The organism is Tardiphaga sp. 285_C5_N1_2 (assembly GCF_052076065.1).
Lineage (GTDB): Bacteria > Pseudomonadota > Alphaproteobacteria > Rhizobiales > Xanthobacteraceae > Tardiphaga > Tardiphaga robiniae.
The window spans coordinates 5,350,334-5,366,451 of record NZ_CP197241.1 but is presented as its reverse complement, the minus strand read 5'-3'; the positions used below and the strand labels follow the sequence as shown (position 1 = coordinate 5,366,451).

11 protein-coding genes are annotated in these 16,118 nt (G+C 61.7%); 6 read left to right on the top strand and 5 right to left on the bottom strand.

Going from position 1 to position 16,118, the window contains the following annotated elements:
* Positions 1 to 137 precede the first annotated feature (137 nt).
* Entirely contained in the window at positions 138 to 494 is a 357-nt protein-coding gene (locus AB7951_RS25415; protein ID WP_147421597.1) for a hypothetical protein, read from the top strand.
* A gap of 170 nt (positions 495 to 664) precedes the next feature.
* On the opposite strand, the gene AB7951_RS25410 is transcribed toward AB7951_RS25415, so the two are convergent.
* Complete coding sequence (locus tag AB7951_RS25410) at positions 665 to 2,533, bottom strand: dihydroxy-acid dehydratase domain-containing protein (protein ID WP_089266852.1); 1,869 nt, start codon at positions 2,531 to 2,533, stop codon at positions 665 to 667.
* 339 nt (positions 2,534 to 2,872) lie between these two features.
* On the opposite strand from AB7951_RS25410, the gene greA reads away from it, so the two are divergent.
* Positions 2,873 to 3,355 (top strand): transcription elongation factor GreA, encoded by a 483-nt coding sequence (gene greA, locus AB7951_RS25405; protein WP_089266853.1) that lies wholly within the window; start codon positions 2,873 to 2,875, stop codon positions 3,353 to 3,355.
* Positions 3,356 to 3,437: 82 nt separating this feature from the next.
* Here the strand turns inward: greA and AB7951_RS25400 are convergent, their stop codons facing one another.
* On the bottom strand, positions 3,438 to 4,496 hold the full coding sequence (locus AB7951_RS25400) for a ketopantoate reductase family protein (RefSeq protein ID WP_089266854.1): 1,059 nt from the start codon (positions 4,494 to 4,496) through the stop codon (positions 3,438 to 3,440).
* Between the two features lie 223 nt (positions 4,497 to 4,719).
* Between AB7951_RS25400 and AB7951_RS25395 the strand changes: the two genes are divergently transcribed.
* A complete protein-coding gene (locus AB7951_RS25395) occupies positions 4,720 to 5,709 on the top strand; it encodes a tripartite tricarboxylate transporter substrate binding protein (protein WP_120288181.1) in 990 nt (329 codons plus the stop codon).
* A 144-nt stretch (positions 5,710 to 5,853) separates the two neighbouring features.
* Here AB7951_RS25395 and AB7951_RS25390 read toward each other — a convergent pair whose 3' ends face one another.
* Both AB7951_RS25390 and AB7951_RS25385 read right to left on the bottom strand, forming a co-directional pair.
* A complete protein-coding gene (locus AB7951_RS25390; RefSeq protein ID WP_120288182.1) occupies positions 5,854 to 6,777 on the bottom strand; it encodes a 3'-5' exonuclease in 924 nt (307 codons plus the stop codon).
* A gap of 127 nt (positions 6,778 to 6,904) precedes the next feature.
* Positions 6,905 to 8,467: an adenylate/guanylate cyclase domain-containing protein gene (locus tag AB7951_RS25385; RefSeq protein WP_120288183.1), complete on the bottom strand. Its 1,563-nt coding sequence runs from the start codon at positions 8,465 to 8,467 to the stop codon at positions 6,905 to 6,907.
* Between the two features lie 251 nt (positions 8,468 to 8,718).
* Here AB7951_RS25385 and AB7951_RS25380 point away from each other — a divergent pair, with 251 nt between their 5' ends.
* On the top strand, positions 8,719 to 9,972 hold the full coding sequence (locus tag AB7951_RS25380) for an acetyl-CoA C-acetyltransferase (protein ID WP_120288184.1): 1,254 nt from the start codon (positions 8,719 to 8,721) through the stop codon (positions 9,970 to 9,972).
* 253 nt (positions 9,973 to 10,225) lie between these two features.
* On the opposite strand, the gene AB7951_RS25375 is transcribed toward AB7951_RS25380, so the two are convergent.
* Positions 10,226 to 11,674: an amidohydrolase family protein gene (locus tag AB7951_RS25375; RefSeq protein ID WP_120288185.1), complete on the bottom strand. Its 1,449-nt coding sequence runs from the start codon at positions 11,672 to 11,674 to the stop codon at positions 10,226 to 10,228.
* Between the two features lie 176 nt (positions 11,675 to 11,850).
* On the opposite strand from AB7951_RS25375, the gene AB7951_RS25370 reads away from it, so the two are divergent.
* Together AB7951_RS25370 and AB7951_RS25365 are read left to right on the top strand one after the other, a co-directional pair.
* The gene (locus tag AB7951_RS25370) at positions 11,851 to 13,443 is read left to right on the top strand and encodes a gamma-glutamyltransferase family protein (RefSeq protein WP_120288186.1); all 1,593 of its coding nucleotides are present in this window, start codon (positions 11,851 to 11,853) and stop codon (positions 13,441 to 13,443) included.
* Between the two features lie 611 nt (positions 13,444 to 14,054).
* A complete protein-coding gene (locus AB7951_RS25365; RefSeq protein WP_439062081.1) occupies positions 14,055 to 16,061 on the top strand; it encodes a TonB-dependent siderophore receptor in 2,007 nt (668 codons plus the stop codon).
* Positions 16,062 to 16,118 lie beyond the last annotated feature (57 nt).

Genomic DNA, 16,118 nt, shown 5'->3' with positions numbered 1-16,118 from the left:
TGGAACGTCTCACAGCGCTGTGCGAATGCCGGCTGCGTGATGACACCGACCGGTCTGTCATGGGAAACAAAAAACGCGCGACCCGTTAGATGTTTGCGTGGTGCCGGTCGGCGCCTCCGGGAACGGAATCGCGTTGCATGCAGGTTGAGCGGATTTTACGTGAATACGGCCACTTCCTTCGGCCGATGAGTGAGGCGCCACGCGACGGTCAGCGAATCCTTGGCCACTCTGCCCAGGGTGGTGCCCAGGGCGCCCACCTCATTTCCTGCTACTGGGAACTGCAACCTCAAGGTTTGATCGGGCCGAACTGGGTGGAGGAGCGCGATAGCCCCATCGGTTATATCGACCGCTATTTCGATGGCTGGATCAGGCCCCGCGAATTCAGGCTGCTTGATTCGGTCGCCATCAACCGGTTGCTCGTCGCTTACATCGACGATGCGCGCGCCGCCGATAACCGCGAGGCGCTCAAAATGCTTGAAGCGGGAGACGGTTAGAGCATGATCCCGAAAAGTGGATGCCGGTTTTCGCCGACAAACGAGTTCGTTTGTCGAGAGATCATGCTTCCAATAAAGAAAAATGCTCCAGCCGCTTTGGGAAGATCAAGGAAAATGGCTGGGGCCGGGAGCTTTGCAGCAAACCCGGCCCTGAGCGCCCGTCCGCAGGTCTAGAAAGCCTTGTTGGCTTCCGGACGATGCGTATTTTTCGGCACGAAACCCGAGCGCGTGGCTTCGCGCTGGTTGCGCACCCAAACCTCGCGGTTCGGATGCAGGCCGGCGCCGCGGGTGGCGGGCACGGCGCTGGTGCGGGCGCGATGGAGCAAGCGCGTATCAGCCTCGCCGCAGCTCGGATGGATGCCGCCATTGTCCGCAACCACCTTTTCCCATGCCGCCTTGCGCTTGGCATAGATGGCGGGGTCCTGCAGCTGCGTGCAGTTGAGTTCGTTGAGATTGAGGTCGGCGATGATCTCGTCGCCGTCCTCGATCAGTCCGATGGCACCACCCAGTGCGGCTTCCGGGCCGACATGGCCGATAACGAGGCCCACCGAGCCGCCGGAGAAGCGCGCATCGGTCATGAGACCCACGACGATGTTGCGCTCGCGGCAGAGCGTGGTGATACGCGAGGTCGGGTCGAGCATTTCCGGCATGCCGGGCGCGCCGACAGGGCCGTCGTAGCGCACGATCACCATGTCGTGGTTCTGGAATTTTTCCGGATGCTGGTCGAGCGCCTGCAGCAGGCCGCGCTCGCCTTCGAACACGCGCGCGGTGCCGCGGAACCGATTGTCCTCGAGTCCGCCTTCGACGCCGGCGAGCTTGAGAATGGCGGAGAATTCCGGCGACAGGTTGCCGCCGAGCACGCGCAACCCGCCGGTCGGCTTGTAGGGCTTCGCGACAGTATAGACGACACGGCCGTCGGCCGGCTTGGTCTCGAGGCGTTTAATCTGCTCGGCCAGCGTTTCGCCGGTGCAGGTCAGCACGTCGCCATTGATCAGGCCGGCATCCATCAGCTCGCGCACGATCACCTGCACGCCGCCGACCGCATCGATATCGACCATCGAATATTTGCCATAGGGCCGGGCGTCGGTGAGGACCGGCACGATATATTGCGAAAGGTAGTTGAACTCCGCCGGCGTCATGACTTCCTTCCAGAAGTCGGCGAAGCCCGCGGCGCGCGCGATTTCCGGCGCATGCAGCGTCACATTGGTCGAGCCACCGATCGCCAGCGACACGATCATCGCGTTGCGGATCGAGTCGCGGCTGACGATGTCGCGCGGCTTGATGCCCTTGGCGATCATGTTGGCGAGATAGCTGACCAGCTGCTCCGGGAATTCCTTGACGCGACGCGGATCGTCCGATGGTGGCGCCACCATGTGCAGCGGCTGCATGCCGACCACGCCGATGAAAGTCTGCATGGTGTTGTAGGTGAAGATGCCGCCGCAAGAGCCATAGCCCGGGCAGGCATGGCAGGCGATGCGGTGGCGATATTCGGCATCCGGATTGCCGGCGACCTGATAGGCGCTGACGATGTCGAGCTTCTCGCCCGTCTCCGGATCGGTGCCGGGATGGATCGCGCCGTCCGACATGATGATCGACGGCTCGTTATGTTCGAGCAGCGCGGCCAGCGCGCCGACGGGCGGCTTGTCGCAGGCGACCACGGCGATGGTGCCGAGCAGGCCGGTGGCACTCAGATGTTCCGACAGCGCGTCGTTGGTCACTTCGCGGCCGATCAGCGAATAGCGCATTTCGCGCGTGCCGTTGCGGATGCCGTCCGAAGTGGCGATGGTGTATTCCGGCTGCACGAGGCGATAGGGCAGCTGGCCTTCGCCACGACCAATGCGCTTCTTCAGGCTCTCATGGATCGCGTCCACCTTGGACATCACGCCCATATAGCACTGGCTGTCGCCCTTGGTGCCGACCACGCCCACCGACGGCTCATGAATGAGCGTCTCGTCCGTGCCGAGTATGCGCGCAATGCCGATGGTCTGTGCGGAGCGGCCGGGATGGTTGTCGATGGTGACGACGGGCGACTTGGACACGACGAATTCCTTCCTGACGGCGTTCTTGATCTGCGAGGCTTGAATGCACCGCCGCCGGCGCTCGGCATTGGCGCATGTCAGACCCTGCGGTCAGGGCAGGGTCCGTCCACGATCCAATTTAGGATCGGTCTAGCCAGTGCATAACCCCCGAAGATCGCAAACACAATCGGATTGCCCCTCCGCTGGAACAAGGCTGCCTTGTCGCCGTCCGGTGCCGCAAAGCAACAAAATTCCGGGTGCATTTACGCGATCAGGCTATTTCTGCATGGTTTTGACAAACCAATGGGATAATCGCTTCCTGCGCCGTCACAGCGGATAGCGTCGATACGGAGTTCGAGATTGAGCGTTGCCTTCACCAAGGAAGAGAGTGCCGAAACGGCTGCGGAAACCCTGCTGCCCGACCGCCCGATCTCGCCTCATCCGAATCTTGTGACGGAGGCAGGTTTGCAGGCGCTGGAGACGCAGCTCCAGCAGGCCCGCGAGGCCCATGACGCGGCGAGCGCCATCGACGACGTGAACGAGCGGCGACGTCAGGCGGCAATCCCGTTGCGGGACATGCGCTATTTCGCGGCCCGTGTCCGCACGGCCCAGCTCGTTCCAGCTCCGACATCGACCGACACCGTAGCCTTTGGGAGCACGGTGACTTTCAGCCGCAATGACGGGCGTGTGCAGACCTATCGGATCGTAGGCGAGGACGAAGCGGATCCCAAGGCCGGTTCGATTTCCTTCGTGTCCCCGGTGGCGAAATCGCTGATGGGCAAGGCCGTCGGTGACATCGTCGGCGCGGGCGCCCAGGAGCTCGAGATCATATCGATCGAATAGAGAATGCCGTCGCGGCGGTGGCTTCGCGTCTGACGTCAGTCGCGAAGCCGGTATTCAATCGCAGCACCGTCACGCCAGCGCGTCAGATTCCCGCGCTGGACTCCAGCCGTTCGTTGAGCTTCTGATCGACGACTTCGACCGTGCGGTCGATATTTGCATTGGTCATGCCGAGCTGATGCGAAATCAGCTTCACCAGAAGATCGACCCGCTCGATAAACGGCGCTCCGGCAGCGACAGCACGGGCGGCCGATGACGGCTTGAGCAGGCTCTCGGCTGCCTTGGCGTATTTGGCGAACGGGACCTGATCTTCGGGATCAGCGCCGAGGCGCCGCGCAACGGCATCGACATGCTCGTAGATCGACTGCGACACCTTGAGATCGCCGTGAACGGCCTCGCGGATCGACTGCGGCTCTTCGGGCGTGATGCAGCGATAGTTGCCGGTCAGGAGCATCGACCATTTCGCCAGCGGCACGAACAGCGAGTCGAATACTTTCAGCTTCACCGGCACGTCTTGGCCGTCGAGCTTCACAGCGTCGATGTCGGCTTCGAGTTCGCGCAGCAGCTTGTTGTGAGCCGGATCGGCAAAGGCCGATGCCTTGAAATTCGTCGGCAGGCCGACGTGAAGCACATTCGCCGCTTCCTCCGGCGGCCGGAAGGCCTGCGGATCGGGCGAGCACAGCGTCACCAGTCCCGGGTCGAAGCGTTCCCACACCTGGGCATTGGTATAGGCCTCTTCGAGTTTCATGTCGGCCAGCCCCGGAATGCGCTTGAGATAGGGCAGCGGCGGCATGTTCATGATCGACAGGCAAGGTAGCTTCGCCGCGGCGATCTTGATCATCAGCACGCGGATCGTGTGGTTGGTATATTGCGGCTCCTGCATCGCAAGGCCGACCAGATCGTAGCGCGATATGTCGACCTGATCCGGCGAGGTCGCATCCAGTTTGCCCGGCAGGTCGCGTGAGAAGATGGCGCGGTGGTTCGGTTCGTCGCGCAGTTTGATGCGCACTTCAGTACCATCGCGATTGATGAGTTCGGCGGTCTTCTTCCGGCACACGAGGGTCACGTTATGACCCGCCATCAAGAGCTTCGTCGCCAGCAACGAGCCGTAGGAAGCTCCGAGAATCAGAATATTCCGCGCCATGGTGTTTCGTCCCTCACGTGATGTGTGCGCCAGATCCGAACGGTCCGGCATTTTTAGTTGGCGCGGACACTACTGCACTGCCGCGCTGCGATCCAGATGGCGTGAGCCGATACGTGCAGAGCTGGAAGCGATTTGCTTTTCCAATGCGCCAATCTGTCCCGCCTATCGTCGTGGCGAATAAGGGAGCGATCGGGTACCGTCAAAAAAAACAACGGAGGGAAACATGTCTGCGATCATCAATCGTCGTCACTTCATTGCTGCCGGGTCGGCGGCTGCCGCCATGCCGTTCGTCGCGCGCGATGTTTCGGCGCAAGCCGCGTGGCCGTCGCGGCAGATCCGCATGATTTGTAGCTATCCAGCCGGCGGGCAGACCGATCTGCTCGCGCGCGCCTTCGGCGAATACATTTCCAAACAGGTCGGACAGACTGTCGTCATCGAAAACAAGGCCGGCGCATCCGGCGCCATTGGCACAGCGGAAGTCGCGCGCGCCGAGCCAGACGGTCACACGATTCTCTGCTCGATCTCGACCACCTATGTAATGAACCGGGTGATGCTCAAGACGCCCGGCTACGACATGGACAAGGATCTGACGCTGGTCAGCGTCATTCCCGGCGCCGGATTGCCACTGGTCGCCAGTCCGAAATCCGGCGTCAAGACGCTGGAGGACTTCGTCGCCTTCGCGCGCAAGAACGACAAGGTGAATTTCGGCACCTATAGCGTCGGTTCGGCGCCGCATATGACGATCAACGAACTCAACAAGCAGTATGGCCTCAAGATCGAGCCGATCCATTATCGCGGCGAAGCGCCGATGTGGACGGGACTGGCGGAAGGCTCGATCGATTTTGCGATGGGCAGCTACACGGCATCACAAAGTGTGCTGCAGAGCGACCGCGGCGTGCCATTCGCAGTGCATTCGAAGAAGGTCGACGCCATCCCCAATGTGAAGACGCTGCCTGAACAGGGGGCGACGTCGAAGTTCTTCACGGTGAGTGGCTTCACGGGCTGGGCTGTGCCCAAGGCAACGCCGCAGCCGATTGTCGATCGGTTGTCGCAGCTTTGCGTCGCGGCCAACAGCGATCCGAAAGTGAAGGAAGTGCTGAAGACCTTCGTGCTCGAACCGGCGCTCGGCTTCAAGGAGACCAATGCGCTGTATCAGAAGGAGCTACCGGTCTGGATCGAGGCGGCGCAGGCGCTCGGTCTGCAGCCGGTCTGACCGCCGGCTGGATTGAATTAACGTTCGTCATTGCGAGGAGCGAAGCGACGCGGCAATCCAGTTCTTGTCTTCAAGAAGAAAAAGACTGGATTGCTTCGTCGCAAGAGCTCCTCGCAATGACGGCGCGAATATCTAGCCTTTTCTTTAGATGTTCTGCGCTCGTACCGAAAACCGGCTCATCGCACTGAGCGCCTGCACGCGCGGTTCGACATCGCGCATATAGATCGTCTTGCGCAGGAATTCGATTTCGCTCGCTTCTTTGCTTTCTTCGACATCGATGTACCAGGACTTCGGCCGGCCGTCGGAGCCGTCGCTCCAGCGATAGCCGCGTCGCTTCAGCTCGTCCTTGAGGTCGAAAGGCGACTGCTCTGCCCAGACCCGCATCGTTTTCTTGCGGGCGCGTTCCAGAAGAACCGCCAGTGCCGGCGCACCGAGATCGGGCAATTCGAACGCGAGAATCTCCAGCAGCGCGTGACAATCGTCGATCGCCCGGTGGGCTTGGTGAAAGAAGCCTGCGCCGGCGAGTAGATAGCCGAGGCGCGATCCATCGAAGCCGTGCTTGCGCCAGTCGACTTCGGTGGCCGAACAGCCCCAGGCCTTGTGCTGGAACACCGGCCAATAGCGCTCGGAAAACTTGCGATCGAAGCCCGCATTGTGCGCGATGACGATGACGGCGTCATCGGCGAAAGCGGCGACGGCATCGGGATCGACGCGATGTCCCGCGACGATCTCGTCCGTAATGCCCGTCAGCTCGGTGATCTCCGGCGGGATCGGCCGCGACGGCTCGTTGAATGCGGTGAAAATGTCAGCGACGCGCGTAATGCTGCCGTCCGGCAGATAGTCGAACTTGATCATGGCAAGTTCGATGACTTCGTCGCGCACCTGATCGAGACCCGTGGTCTCGACGTCGAGGAGGATTCCGGATCGGGTCGGCTGGCCATTGGCCGGCGCGAATTCGGTGCGCGGGATCAGCCGGCGGAGGACGCGGTAGTCGGTCGATCTGGCGAGCGTGTCGGCCATGGCGGCAAGGCTGGGATCGTCCTGCAGGCTAAGATCGTCTTGGAGCATCTGATTCCGGGCAGTTCTTCAGGCGCAGCGTCGTTCAACAATGACTATGGTGTTCGCTGAATCGGGGCAACCTGCCTGCCGGCGATAGACACAGCTGTGTGGCGCTGGGGCGTTGATTCGGCGCCGATTATACCTTGCGATCCAGCGAGGCCAGCGCCTCGTTCAGCACGGAACGCAGGCGTTCGGTGTCGTCGGGCCGCACGGCGGAAGGGTCGAGATAGAAATCCAGCCCCGGCATGCGTTCAACGACGATATTGGTTTGCACCGGCTTGTCGTCGATGATGCTGTCCACCGCATAGGGCACCACCTCGCGGCTGATGCCCTTCATGGTGATCGGGGGCAGCGGATGCGAGGTGATGATGTCGCTCACCAGCGCGAAGGTTTCATAGCTGATGGCGATGCCGCCGGGTTCTGCGATCGACTGCAGGCGCGCCGCGAGGTTCGCCTCTGCGCCGATGATCGTATAGTCCATGCGGTCGCTGCTGCCGAAATTGCCGACATTGCAGTAACCGGAATTGATGCCGATGCGGGCCTTGAACGGCTCCTCAATGCCTTCGGTGCGCCACTTCGCATTCAACTCGATCAGCCTGCGCTGCATCCGCCACGCCATGCGTAGGCAGTCCTGCGCATCCTGACGGTCGCCCTTGGTCTCCGGATCGCCGAAGAAGATCAGCATCGCATCGCCGATGAATTTATCGATGGTGCCGCCATATTCGTGGGCGATCGCCGACATCTCCGTGAAATACTCGTTGAGCAGATGCGTGATCAGCTCCGGCTGCAGCCGCTCAGTCGTGGCCGTGAAATTCTGGATGTCGGAGAAGAAGATCGTCAGCTTCTTGCGCTCGGTATGGATGGTGACGTCCTTCTGACCGCTGAAGATGCTCTTATAGACCTGCGGTGAGATGTAGCGTGAGATCTTCATCGACAGCGTGGCAAGGAAATCGTTATTGGCTTCCAGCTCCTGATTCATGCCTGCGATGCGCCGCGACTGACGGCGTTGCAGCGTCAGGAACGAGACGCCGCTGATCGCGGCGAGTGCGAAATAAGCCAGCAGGAATTTGAACGAGAACAGGTTCGCCGCGATCGGCTGGGTAATGATGACTTCCTGGATGCCCCGGACATCGCCGACCTTCCAGTCCTTCTTCGGACTTTCCGGATGGCTGTTGTGGCAACTGACGCAGGCCGGGCCCATCAGGACAGGGGCAACGATGCGGACGGTGTCGCTGAACAGCGACGCCTTGGTGTCGATGATCTTCTGCTCGGAATTGTCGCGCAGGCTGCGCAGCGATGTCTTTTCGAAATCGTCGAGCTGATGCGGCGCGCGGTTCTGGAATGGGTAATCCGACACGAAGCGATAGTTGATATTCTCCTGCTGCGCGCCGATCACCCGGCCGAGTTCGAGGGAGAGCGTCGCCGGGATGGGAATCGCGCCGGGCACGCTTTCATAATTGTGCACCACCTGCGTCGTGCCCTGATGGGCCAGCACGCGCCCAACCACATTGGTTGCGTAATAACCACGCACGCTGGTGATCACGGAGTTCAGGTCGTTGGCCTGCCGGCGCAAGGCGGCGTCAACCAGATTGGTCAGATCGAGCCACACGGCTACAGGCAGCAGAAGCAGCAGCGCGGCGACGGCGAGGCCGGGCGCAAATACGCGCGAGCGTCGGCGGGTGACATCAGGCTGATCCATGAAGATATGTTCCTGGATTTCTGGCTGTTAAGCGCAATGAGCGTGCAGCGGCGCGGCCGCCTCCGTCTCATAGCGCCGGTATGGTTATAATATCGTGCCTGGGTTGTGCCAATTTTCTAGTAGTGGATGAAATTGCACCGGCCGCCCGCCAATTTTGGCAGACGTGCATGCCGCCTGCGCACCTTGACTTCACGGGTAGCTTGGCCAATCTCGCGGTCAGAAAAACACTTCAAAACTCTTGGGAGAAGATCATGGCCGACGCCTATATTATCGACGCAGTCCGCACGCCCCGTGGCATCGGCAAAGTGGGCAAGGGCAAGCTCGCCGAACATCATCCGCAGCATCTGGCAGCAACCGTGCTGAAGGCGATTGCCGAGCGCAACAAACTCAACACCGCGGACGTCGACGACGTGATCTGGTCGACCTCGACCCAGCGCGGCAAGCAGGGCGGCGATCTCGGCCGCATGGCCGCGCTCGATGCCGGCTATGACATCAAGGCGTCCGGCACCACGCTGGACCGTTTCTGCGGCGGTGGCATCACTGCGGTGAATTTCGCGGCGGCCCAGATCATGTCGGGCATGGAGGACGTCGTCATCGCCGGCGGCACCGAGATGATGTCGCTCACCGGTGCGATGGCTGCCGAGGACATGGCCGCCGGCAAGGCGCCGCTCGGCATGGGCTCGGGCAACAAGCGCCTCGCCAAGGTGCATCCGCAGTCGCATCAGGGCATCTGCGGCGACGCGATTGCTTCGATGGAGGGCATCAGCCGCGAGGCGCTCGATGCGCTCGGGCTGGAAAGCCAGCGCCGCGCAGCCGTCGCGATCAAGGAAGGCCGTTTCGACAAGAGCATTGTCCCGGTCAAGGATGACGAGGGCAACATCGTGCTCGCCAAGGACGAATATCCACGTCCGGAAACCACTGCCGAAGGTCTCGCCGGTCTGAAGCCGGCTTTCGCTGCGATGGCCGATCATCCGCTGGATGAAAGCGGTATGACCTTCCGCAAGCAGATCAACCAGAAATATCCAGACCTCAAGATCGAGCATTTCCATCACGCCGGCAATTCATCGGGCGTGGTCGATGGTGCCGCAGCCTTGCTGCTGACCTCGAAATCCTATGCCGACAAGCATGGCCTGAAGCCCCGCGCGCGCATCGTGGCCATGGCCAATATCGGCGACGACCCGACCCTGATGCTGAATGCGCCGGTACCGGCTGCGAAGAAGGTGCTGGCAAAGGCCGGTCTCAAGAAAGAAGACATCGATCTGTGGGAGATCAATGAAGCCTTCGCCGTGGTCGCCGAGAAGTTCATCCGCGATCTCGATCTCGATCGCAGCAAGGTCAACGTCAATGGCGGCTCGATCGCGCTGGGTCATCCGATCGGCGCCACCGGCGCGATCCTGATAGGCACTGTTCTCGACGAACTCGAGCGCCGCAACCTGAAGCGCGGCCTCGTCACCATGTGCGCCGCCGGCGGCATGGCACCGGCGATCATCATCGAGCGCGTATAGGCTCTAAACTCTCCCGCCTTATCCTCTCCCCGCTCTGCGCGGGGAGAGGTCGCCGCGTCTTCGCGGCGGGTGAGGGGCCCTCACTGGAACTGCCGCATACTCGCGCTCTCGGGTCGAGGATTCTTCGATCCGAGAATCCGTGCGTGATGAATCGCCGTGCCTCGCCCCTCACCCCAACCCTCTCCCCGCAAAAGGGCGGGGAGAGGGAGCGCGCCGGCGCACGTGGTAAAGTCCGAATGCCGCAAGTACCGGCTCATTCGTTCGACGGCCACGCCATCGGGAACGACAGCGGCGAGATCTCCGTCAGCTTGCGGCCGGCCCAGTCGAGACCCGGCGTGCGCTCTTCCGCGCGGATCTGCGCCTCATGGACACGTAGCGCCGCGGCCGGATAATCGAACGTCTGCACCACGCCGTCCTTCACCACCTGCCGGCCATCGACATAGACGTGACGCACCGCGCGTTCCGCCGCCGCATAGATCATGCTGCGGATCGGATCGCGATGCGGCTGCATCATCGGATGGGTGACGTCGACCATCACGAAATCCGCCTTGCAGCCGGCTTCGAGCCTGCCGATATCGTTGCGGCCGAGCGCCTTGGCGCCGACGATGGTGGCCGCCTCGAACAGCATGGTCGAGTTCAGGCCGCGCGGATGCCCGGCCATCAGCCGCGAGGTCATCGTCACGTTGCGCATCTCCTCGATCATGTTGTGCGGATAGGTGTCGGTGCCGATCGCCACCGAAATGCCGGCCGCGCGATAGCGGCCGACATCGCGCAGCGCGATGCCGCGGCGCATGAACACGGTCGGGCAATGTGCGACGGTGGTTCCTGTCTCGGCGAGCAGCGCGAGATCGCGCCTCGTGTGCCACGGCGTCAGCGGATGGTCGTCGACGAAGATGGAGTGACCGACCAGCGAGGTCGGGCCGAGCACGCCGAGTTCGCCGAGCCACTGGATCGGCGTCACGCCATGGCGGCGGACGATCTCGTGGAATTCCGACACCGACTGTGCGGCATGGGTCTGCCACGGAATGCCGCGGCGTTTCGCTTCGGCATAACTGTCTTTCATCAGTTGCGGCGTGCAGGTGTCGATCTGCGCCGGATACATCATGCCGGACAGACGGCCGGACGGATGGCTCTCGGCGGCATCGATGAGCGCGAAAGCCTGCAGCATGCCGTCTTCGCCGGCCTTCTCGTTCCATTCGTAATCGACGAGCGTGCCATTCGGCGTGAACCAGCGCGCCGAGCGGAACCCCGGAGCGATATAGACGCGCAGGCCGCTTTGTCCGGCGAGATCGAGCCATTGCGGATGCGGCATCGATAGATCGACCACCGTGGTGACGCCGGACAGCAGCAGTTCGGAATACGCAACGCGCACGCAGTCCGGCACGCCTTCCGGATCGGACCGCAGGATCGGCATGTATTCGTAAAGCGACGAATTATACAGGCCGGGCGAGCCGATCTCGTCGAGAAAGCCCTTGTTGAGCGGTTCGCTGGACGGATGCGAGTGGATATCGACGAGGCCCGGCATCACCATGAAGCCGCGTCCGTCGATGGTCTCGACCGCTTCGCCCTGATAGTCGCGGCCGGCAAACACGATCTGGCCGCCGTCGAAAGCGACGTCGCCGCCGGTGACATAGGTGTGGCTGTTCTTTGCGGCGTCCCAGGCGACGACATAGTCCGCGTTGCGGATGACGGTGATGGCCATACTGATCCTCTTGATGGAAGGCGAGGAACCGTAAGCGCAAGCGACTAGCCGGTGCAAGATCGAGAGGTGAGCAGACCCGCCTGTCTATTTGGCAGGTGCAACCCGTCTGTTCGGCTCGTGCAAATGACGATAAGAAGACGCGTTGATCTGCAAAGTCCTGAAGAGAGCCTGAACTGATGCAATACAGACATGATGGCCTTTACGCTTCCCGCCGTTCGCCGGTCATGGCGCGCAATGTGGTGGCGGCGTCGCAGCCGCTGGCGACACAGGCGGGTTTGCGCATGCTGGAGCGCGGCGGCAATGCGCTGGATGCGGCGCTCGCGGCAGCGATCACGCTGACCGTGGTCGAGCCGACCGGCAACGGCATCGGATCGGACGCCTATTGCATCCTCTGGGATGGCAAGGAGCTGCACGGCCTCAACGCCTCGGGCCGGTCGCCGGCGGGATGGACGCCGGAGCGATTTGCAAATCACAAGACATTCCCGCATCGCGGGTGGGAGAGCGTCACCGTGCCCGGCGCCGTCTCGGCCTGGGTCGACCTGTCCGAACGCTTCGGCAAGCTGCCATTCGCTGACTTGTTCGAGCCTGCGATCTCCTATGCGGAGAATGGCTTCCACGTCTCGCCCGTGATCGCCGAACTCTGGCGCCGCGGTGCGGAGGAGTTGAAGAACCAGCCGGGCTTTGCCGAGGCCTTCATGCCGAATGATCGTGCGCCTGCGGCGGGTGAACTCTTCAAGGCACCGGGCCATGCATATTCGTTGAAATTGATCGCCGAGACCAAAGGCGAAGCCTTCTATCGCGGCGAACTCGCGCAGCGCATTGCAGCCTTCGCGCGCGAACATGGCGCCGTGCTCACGGCCGCGGATATGGCCGAGCATCGCAATGACTGGTGCGGCACCATCCATCAGGATTTCGGCGATGCATCGCTGCATGAAATCCCGCCGAATGGGCAGGGCATCGCGGCGCTGATGGCGTTGGGCATCATGCGGGCTTACGGCACCGACGGTCTCGCGCTCGACAGCGGCGACGCGTTCCATCTGCAGATCGAAGCCACAAAACTCGCTTTCGCCGACGTTTACGCCTACGCCGCCGATCTCGATTACATGCGCGACGTCACTGTCGCGCATCTGCTCAATCCCACCTATCTCGCATCGCGCGCCAAGCTGATCGATCGCAGCCGTGCGCAGGATTTTGGCGCGGGCGCGCCCAAGACCGGCGGCACGGTATGTCTATCGACCGGCGATGCCAGCGGCATGATGGTGTCCTATATCCAGTCGAATTATTCCGGCTTCGGCTCCGGCGTGGTCGTGCCCGGCACCGGCATCAGCCTGCAGAATCGCGGCTTCGGTTTCATTCTGACCGAGGGCCATCCCAATCAGGTCGGCCCGCGCAAGCGGCCGTTCCAGACCATCATTCCCGGTTTTGTCATGCAGGGCAAAGCGCCGCTGATGGCCTTCGGCCTGATGGGCGGCCCGATGCAGGCACAGGGCCATCTGCAGATCATGCTGCGCATGCAGCTCTGGGGACAGGATCCGCAGACGGCGGCGGATGCGCCGCGCTGGCGCTATGTCGCGGGATTGAAAGTGGCGATCGAGACGGCGGTGCCGGACAATGTCGCGGCAGACCTTGCCAGCCGTGGCCATGTCATCGAGCGCGAACCGCCGGACTCCGCCTTCGGCTTCGGCGGTGCGCAGCTCGTGCGCAGGATCGATGGCGGCTATGTCGCGGGCTCCGATCCGCGCAAGGATGGTCTGGCCGCGGGATTCTGAAACCCGGAGCACTATCGTAGGATGGGTAGAGCGCAGCGAAACCATCTCTTTTGCACACGACATTGATGGGTTTCGCGAAGACGCTCTACCCATCCTACCGCTAATCCGCCCTACATGCCTCAGCTCAGTCCCGCCGCTTTCACGACGGTGTAGGTGATCAGGCTCGCCACATAGGAACGACAGTGCGGTGGCCAGGCTCCATTTGCCAACGCCAGGCCGATCGCATCCGGCGCCGACTTTGACCTATTCTAGCAGTTGACCTGTTGCCATTCTCTCTTTGGATCACGAAGAAGCTGTAAAGCGGGCTGCTTAGGCTTGCTGAATAGCTGGGGCAATTCGTGATCATAAAATCAAAGAACTGGAAGCGTGCCGCATGGCTCGGTGCGGCGAGTGCGTTTGTCATGTCGCTCGATTTTACGACTGCTGTTCGTGCGCAGTCGACACTTCCCGCAGTGACGGTCGACGCGCCACAACAGCAAGCGACACGGCGCTCTCAAGTCAAACGCAGCACATCAGGCGCGCGGGGCGACCGTCGCGTTGCTGCCCGCCGATCGCAGCAAGCCGTTGCGCCAGGTCCGGTCAATCCGAGGCCCGAAACCGCTTGGGGGCACGTGGACGGCTACGTCGCGACCCGTAGCGGGACGGGCACAAAAACCGACACGCCGTTGATCGAAACGCCGCAGGCAATTTCCGTCGTCACGCAGGATCAGATTCAGGCGCAGGCCGCACAGAGCGTGTCGCAGGCCACGCGCTATACATCCGGGGTGGTCGGCGAGCGGAACGGTGCCGACGGCCGCTTCGATCAGGTTTATGTCAGGGGCTTTCTCGCCGATCAGTATCTGGACTCGTTGCGGGTGGCGTCGGGCACCTTCGCCTATACGCTAGTCGATCCTTTCAATCTTGAGCGGTTGGAGGTGCTGCACGGGCCTGCGTCGGTGCTCTACGGTCAGGCCTCGCCGGGCGGTGTGGTCAATATGGTCAGCAAGCGGCCGACCACAGAGCCGTATCAGGAGATGTTCGTTTCGACCGGCAGTTACGGCCGCGTCCAGAGCGGCATCGATGTCAGCGGGCCACTCGATAAAAACAAGGAATTTCTCTATCGCCTCACCGCTTCCGGCTACGACGTCGGCAGCCAGGTCGACCACGGCGACTATCAGCGCGTCTCGATCGCGCCGTCGCTGACGTGGCGGCCGACAAACGATACCACGATCACCTTCCAGGGGACCTATCAAAGGGACCCGAAAGCGGGCTTCTACAATCAGCTACTGCCGAATGGCGTGGGAACGTTGTTCTCGACCGTCAACGGCCGGATTCCAACCAGCTTCTACCTGGGCGATCCGAACTATAATATATTCAGGCGCGAATATGGTTCGATTGGTTATCTGTTCGAACATCGCTTCGATAACGTTTGGACGGTGCGGCAAAATCTCCGCTATACCGACAACAGCACCTATACACAGGCGGTCTATCCCCAGTCCAATCAGACGAACATTAACAGCATAGGCCGCGATGCGTTTTCTGCGGCGGAAACACTGCGTACCTTTGCAATCGACAATCAGGCCGAAGCGAAGTTCGCGACCGGACCGTTCCAGCACATGACGTTGTTCGGGGTGGACTACCAGACCGGCACCGATCGGGCCTCCAACGGTTATCTCGCCGATGTTGGAGCGATCAACGCGCTGAATCCTGTCTATGGCATAACTGTTCCAGCGCTGGATTTCGATGGTGCGAGCAGGCAGACCTTCGATCAGGTCGGCGTTTATCTGCAGGATCAGATCAAGCTCGACCGCTGGGTTGCGCTATTGGGGGTCCGGCATGATCGGGCCGAGTCGCGTACGGTCTCGACCTTCGACGGCACGACCTTCGGCACCACCGCGACATCGGATGAAGCGACCACCAAGCGCGGCGCCTTGCTGTACAAGTTCGACAACGGCGTGGCGCCATACATTCAATATACGGAGTCGTTCCAGCCGATCGTTGGGGCGTCGAACAGGACCCTGAATCCGTTCAAGCCGACGACCGGTCAGCAGAAGGAGTTCGGCGTTAAGTATCAACCAGACGAAAAGATGCTCCTGACTTTCGCAGCTTTCGACCTGAAGCAGCAGAACGTGGTGATGCAGGATCCGAACGATATCAGAAACCGGGTCCAGGCCGGTGAGATCCGGTCGCGCGGGATCGAGATCGAAGGCAAGGTACAGGTCGATCGCAGCCTGACATTGCTCGGCGCCTACACTTATCTCGACCTGGTCAATACGAATTCGGAGCCTGATACGCTCGGTAAACGGCCAATCGGTGTCCCGCGCAATGCGGCATCGCTATGGGCCGATTACACCTTCCGCAGCGGCGTCCTCGATGGTTTCGGTCTGGCGGCCGGCGTCCGCTATTTCGGGGAAACAGCGGGCGACAGCATGAACACCTATAACGTTCCGGGCGTCACGCTGTTCGATGCGGCGCTTCACTATGACCTTGCCGGACTTGGACCGCAGTTCAAGGGCTTCAAGTTCCAGCTCAATGCCAGCAACCTGTTCGACAAGACCTATGTGCGGCTGTGTCAGGATTCCGGCTGCTATTACGGCATGCGGCGCGATGTGATCGCGACGCTGCGTTACCGATGGTGATGCAGCGGCACAGGATGAACTTCAAATCACGGTGTCGGTGCGAAGGATGCCACGCTG

Excerpts from the sequence above, each read along its gene's own strand:
- AB7951_RS25395 (WP_120288181.1), top strand. The coding sequence starts at position 4,720 with ATGTCTGCGATCATCAATCGTCGTCACTTCATTGCTGCCGGGTCGGCG.
- AB7951_RS25415 (WP_147421597.1), top strand. The coding sequence starts at position 138 with ATGCAGGTTGAGCGGATTTTACGTGAATACGGCCACTTCCTTCGGCCG.
- AB7951_RS25370 (WP_120288186.1), top strand. The coding sequence starts at position 11,851 with ATGCAATACAGACATGATGGCCTTTACGCTTCCCGCCGTTCGCCGGTC.
- AB7951_RS25380 (WP_120288184.1), top strand. The coding sequence starts at position 8,719 with ATGGCCGACGCCTATATTATCGACGCAGTCCGCACGCCCCGTGGCATC.
- AB7951_RS25390 (WP_120288182.1), bottom strand. The coding sequence starts at position 6,777 with ATGCTCCAAGACGATCTTAGCCTGCAGGACGATCCCAGCCTTGCCGCC.
- AB7951_RS25385 (WP_120288183.1), bottom strand. The coding sequence starts at position 8,467 with ATGGATCAGCCTGATGTCACCCGCCGACGCTCGCGCGTATTTGCGCCC.
- AB7951_RS25375 (WP_120288185.1), bottom strand. The coding sequence starts at position 11,674 with ATGGCCATCACCGTCATCCGCAACGCGGACTATGTCGTCGCCTGGGAC.
- AB7951_RS25400 (WP_089266854.1), bottom strand. The coding sequence starts at position 4,496 with ATGGCGCGGAATATTCTGATTCTCGGAGCTTCCTACGGCTCGTTGCTG.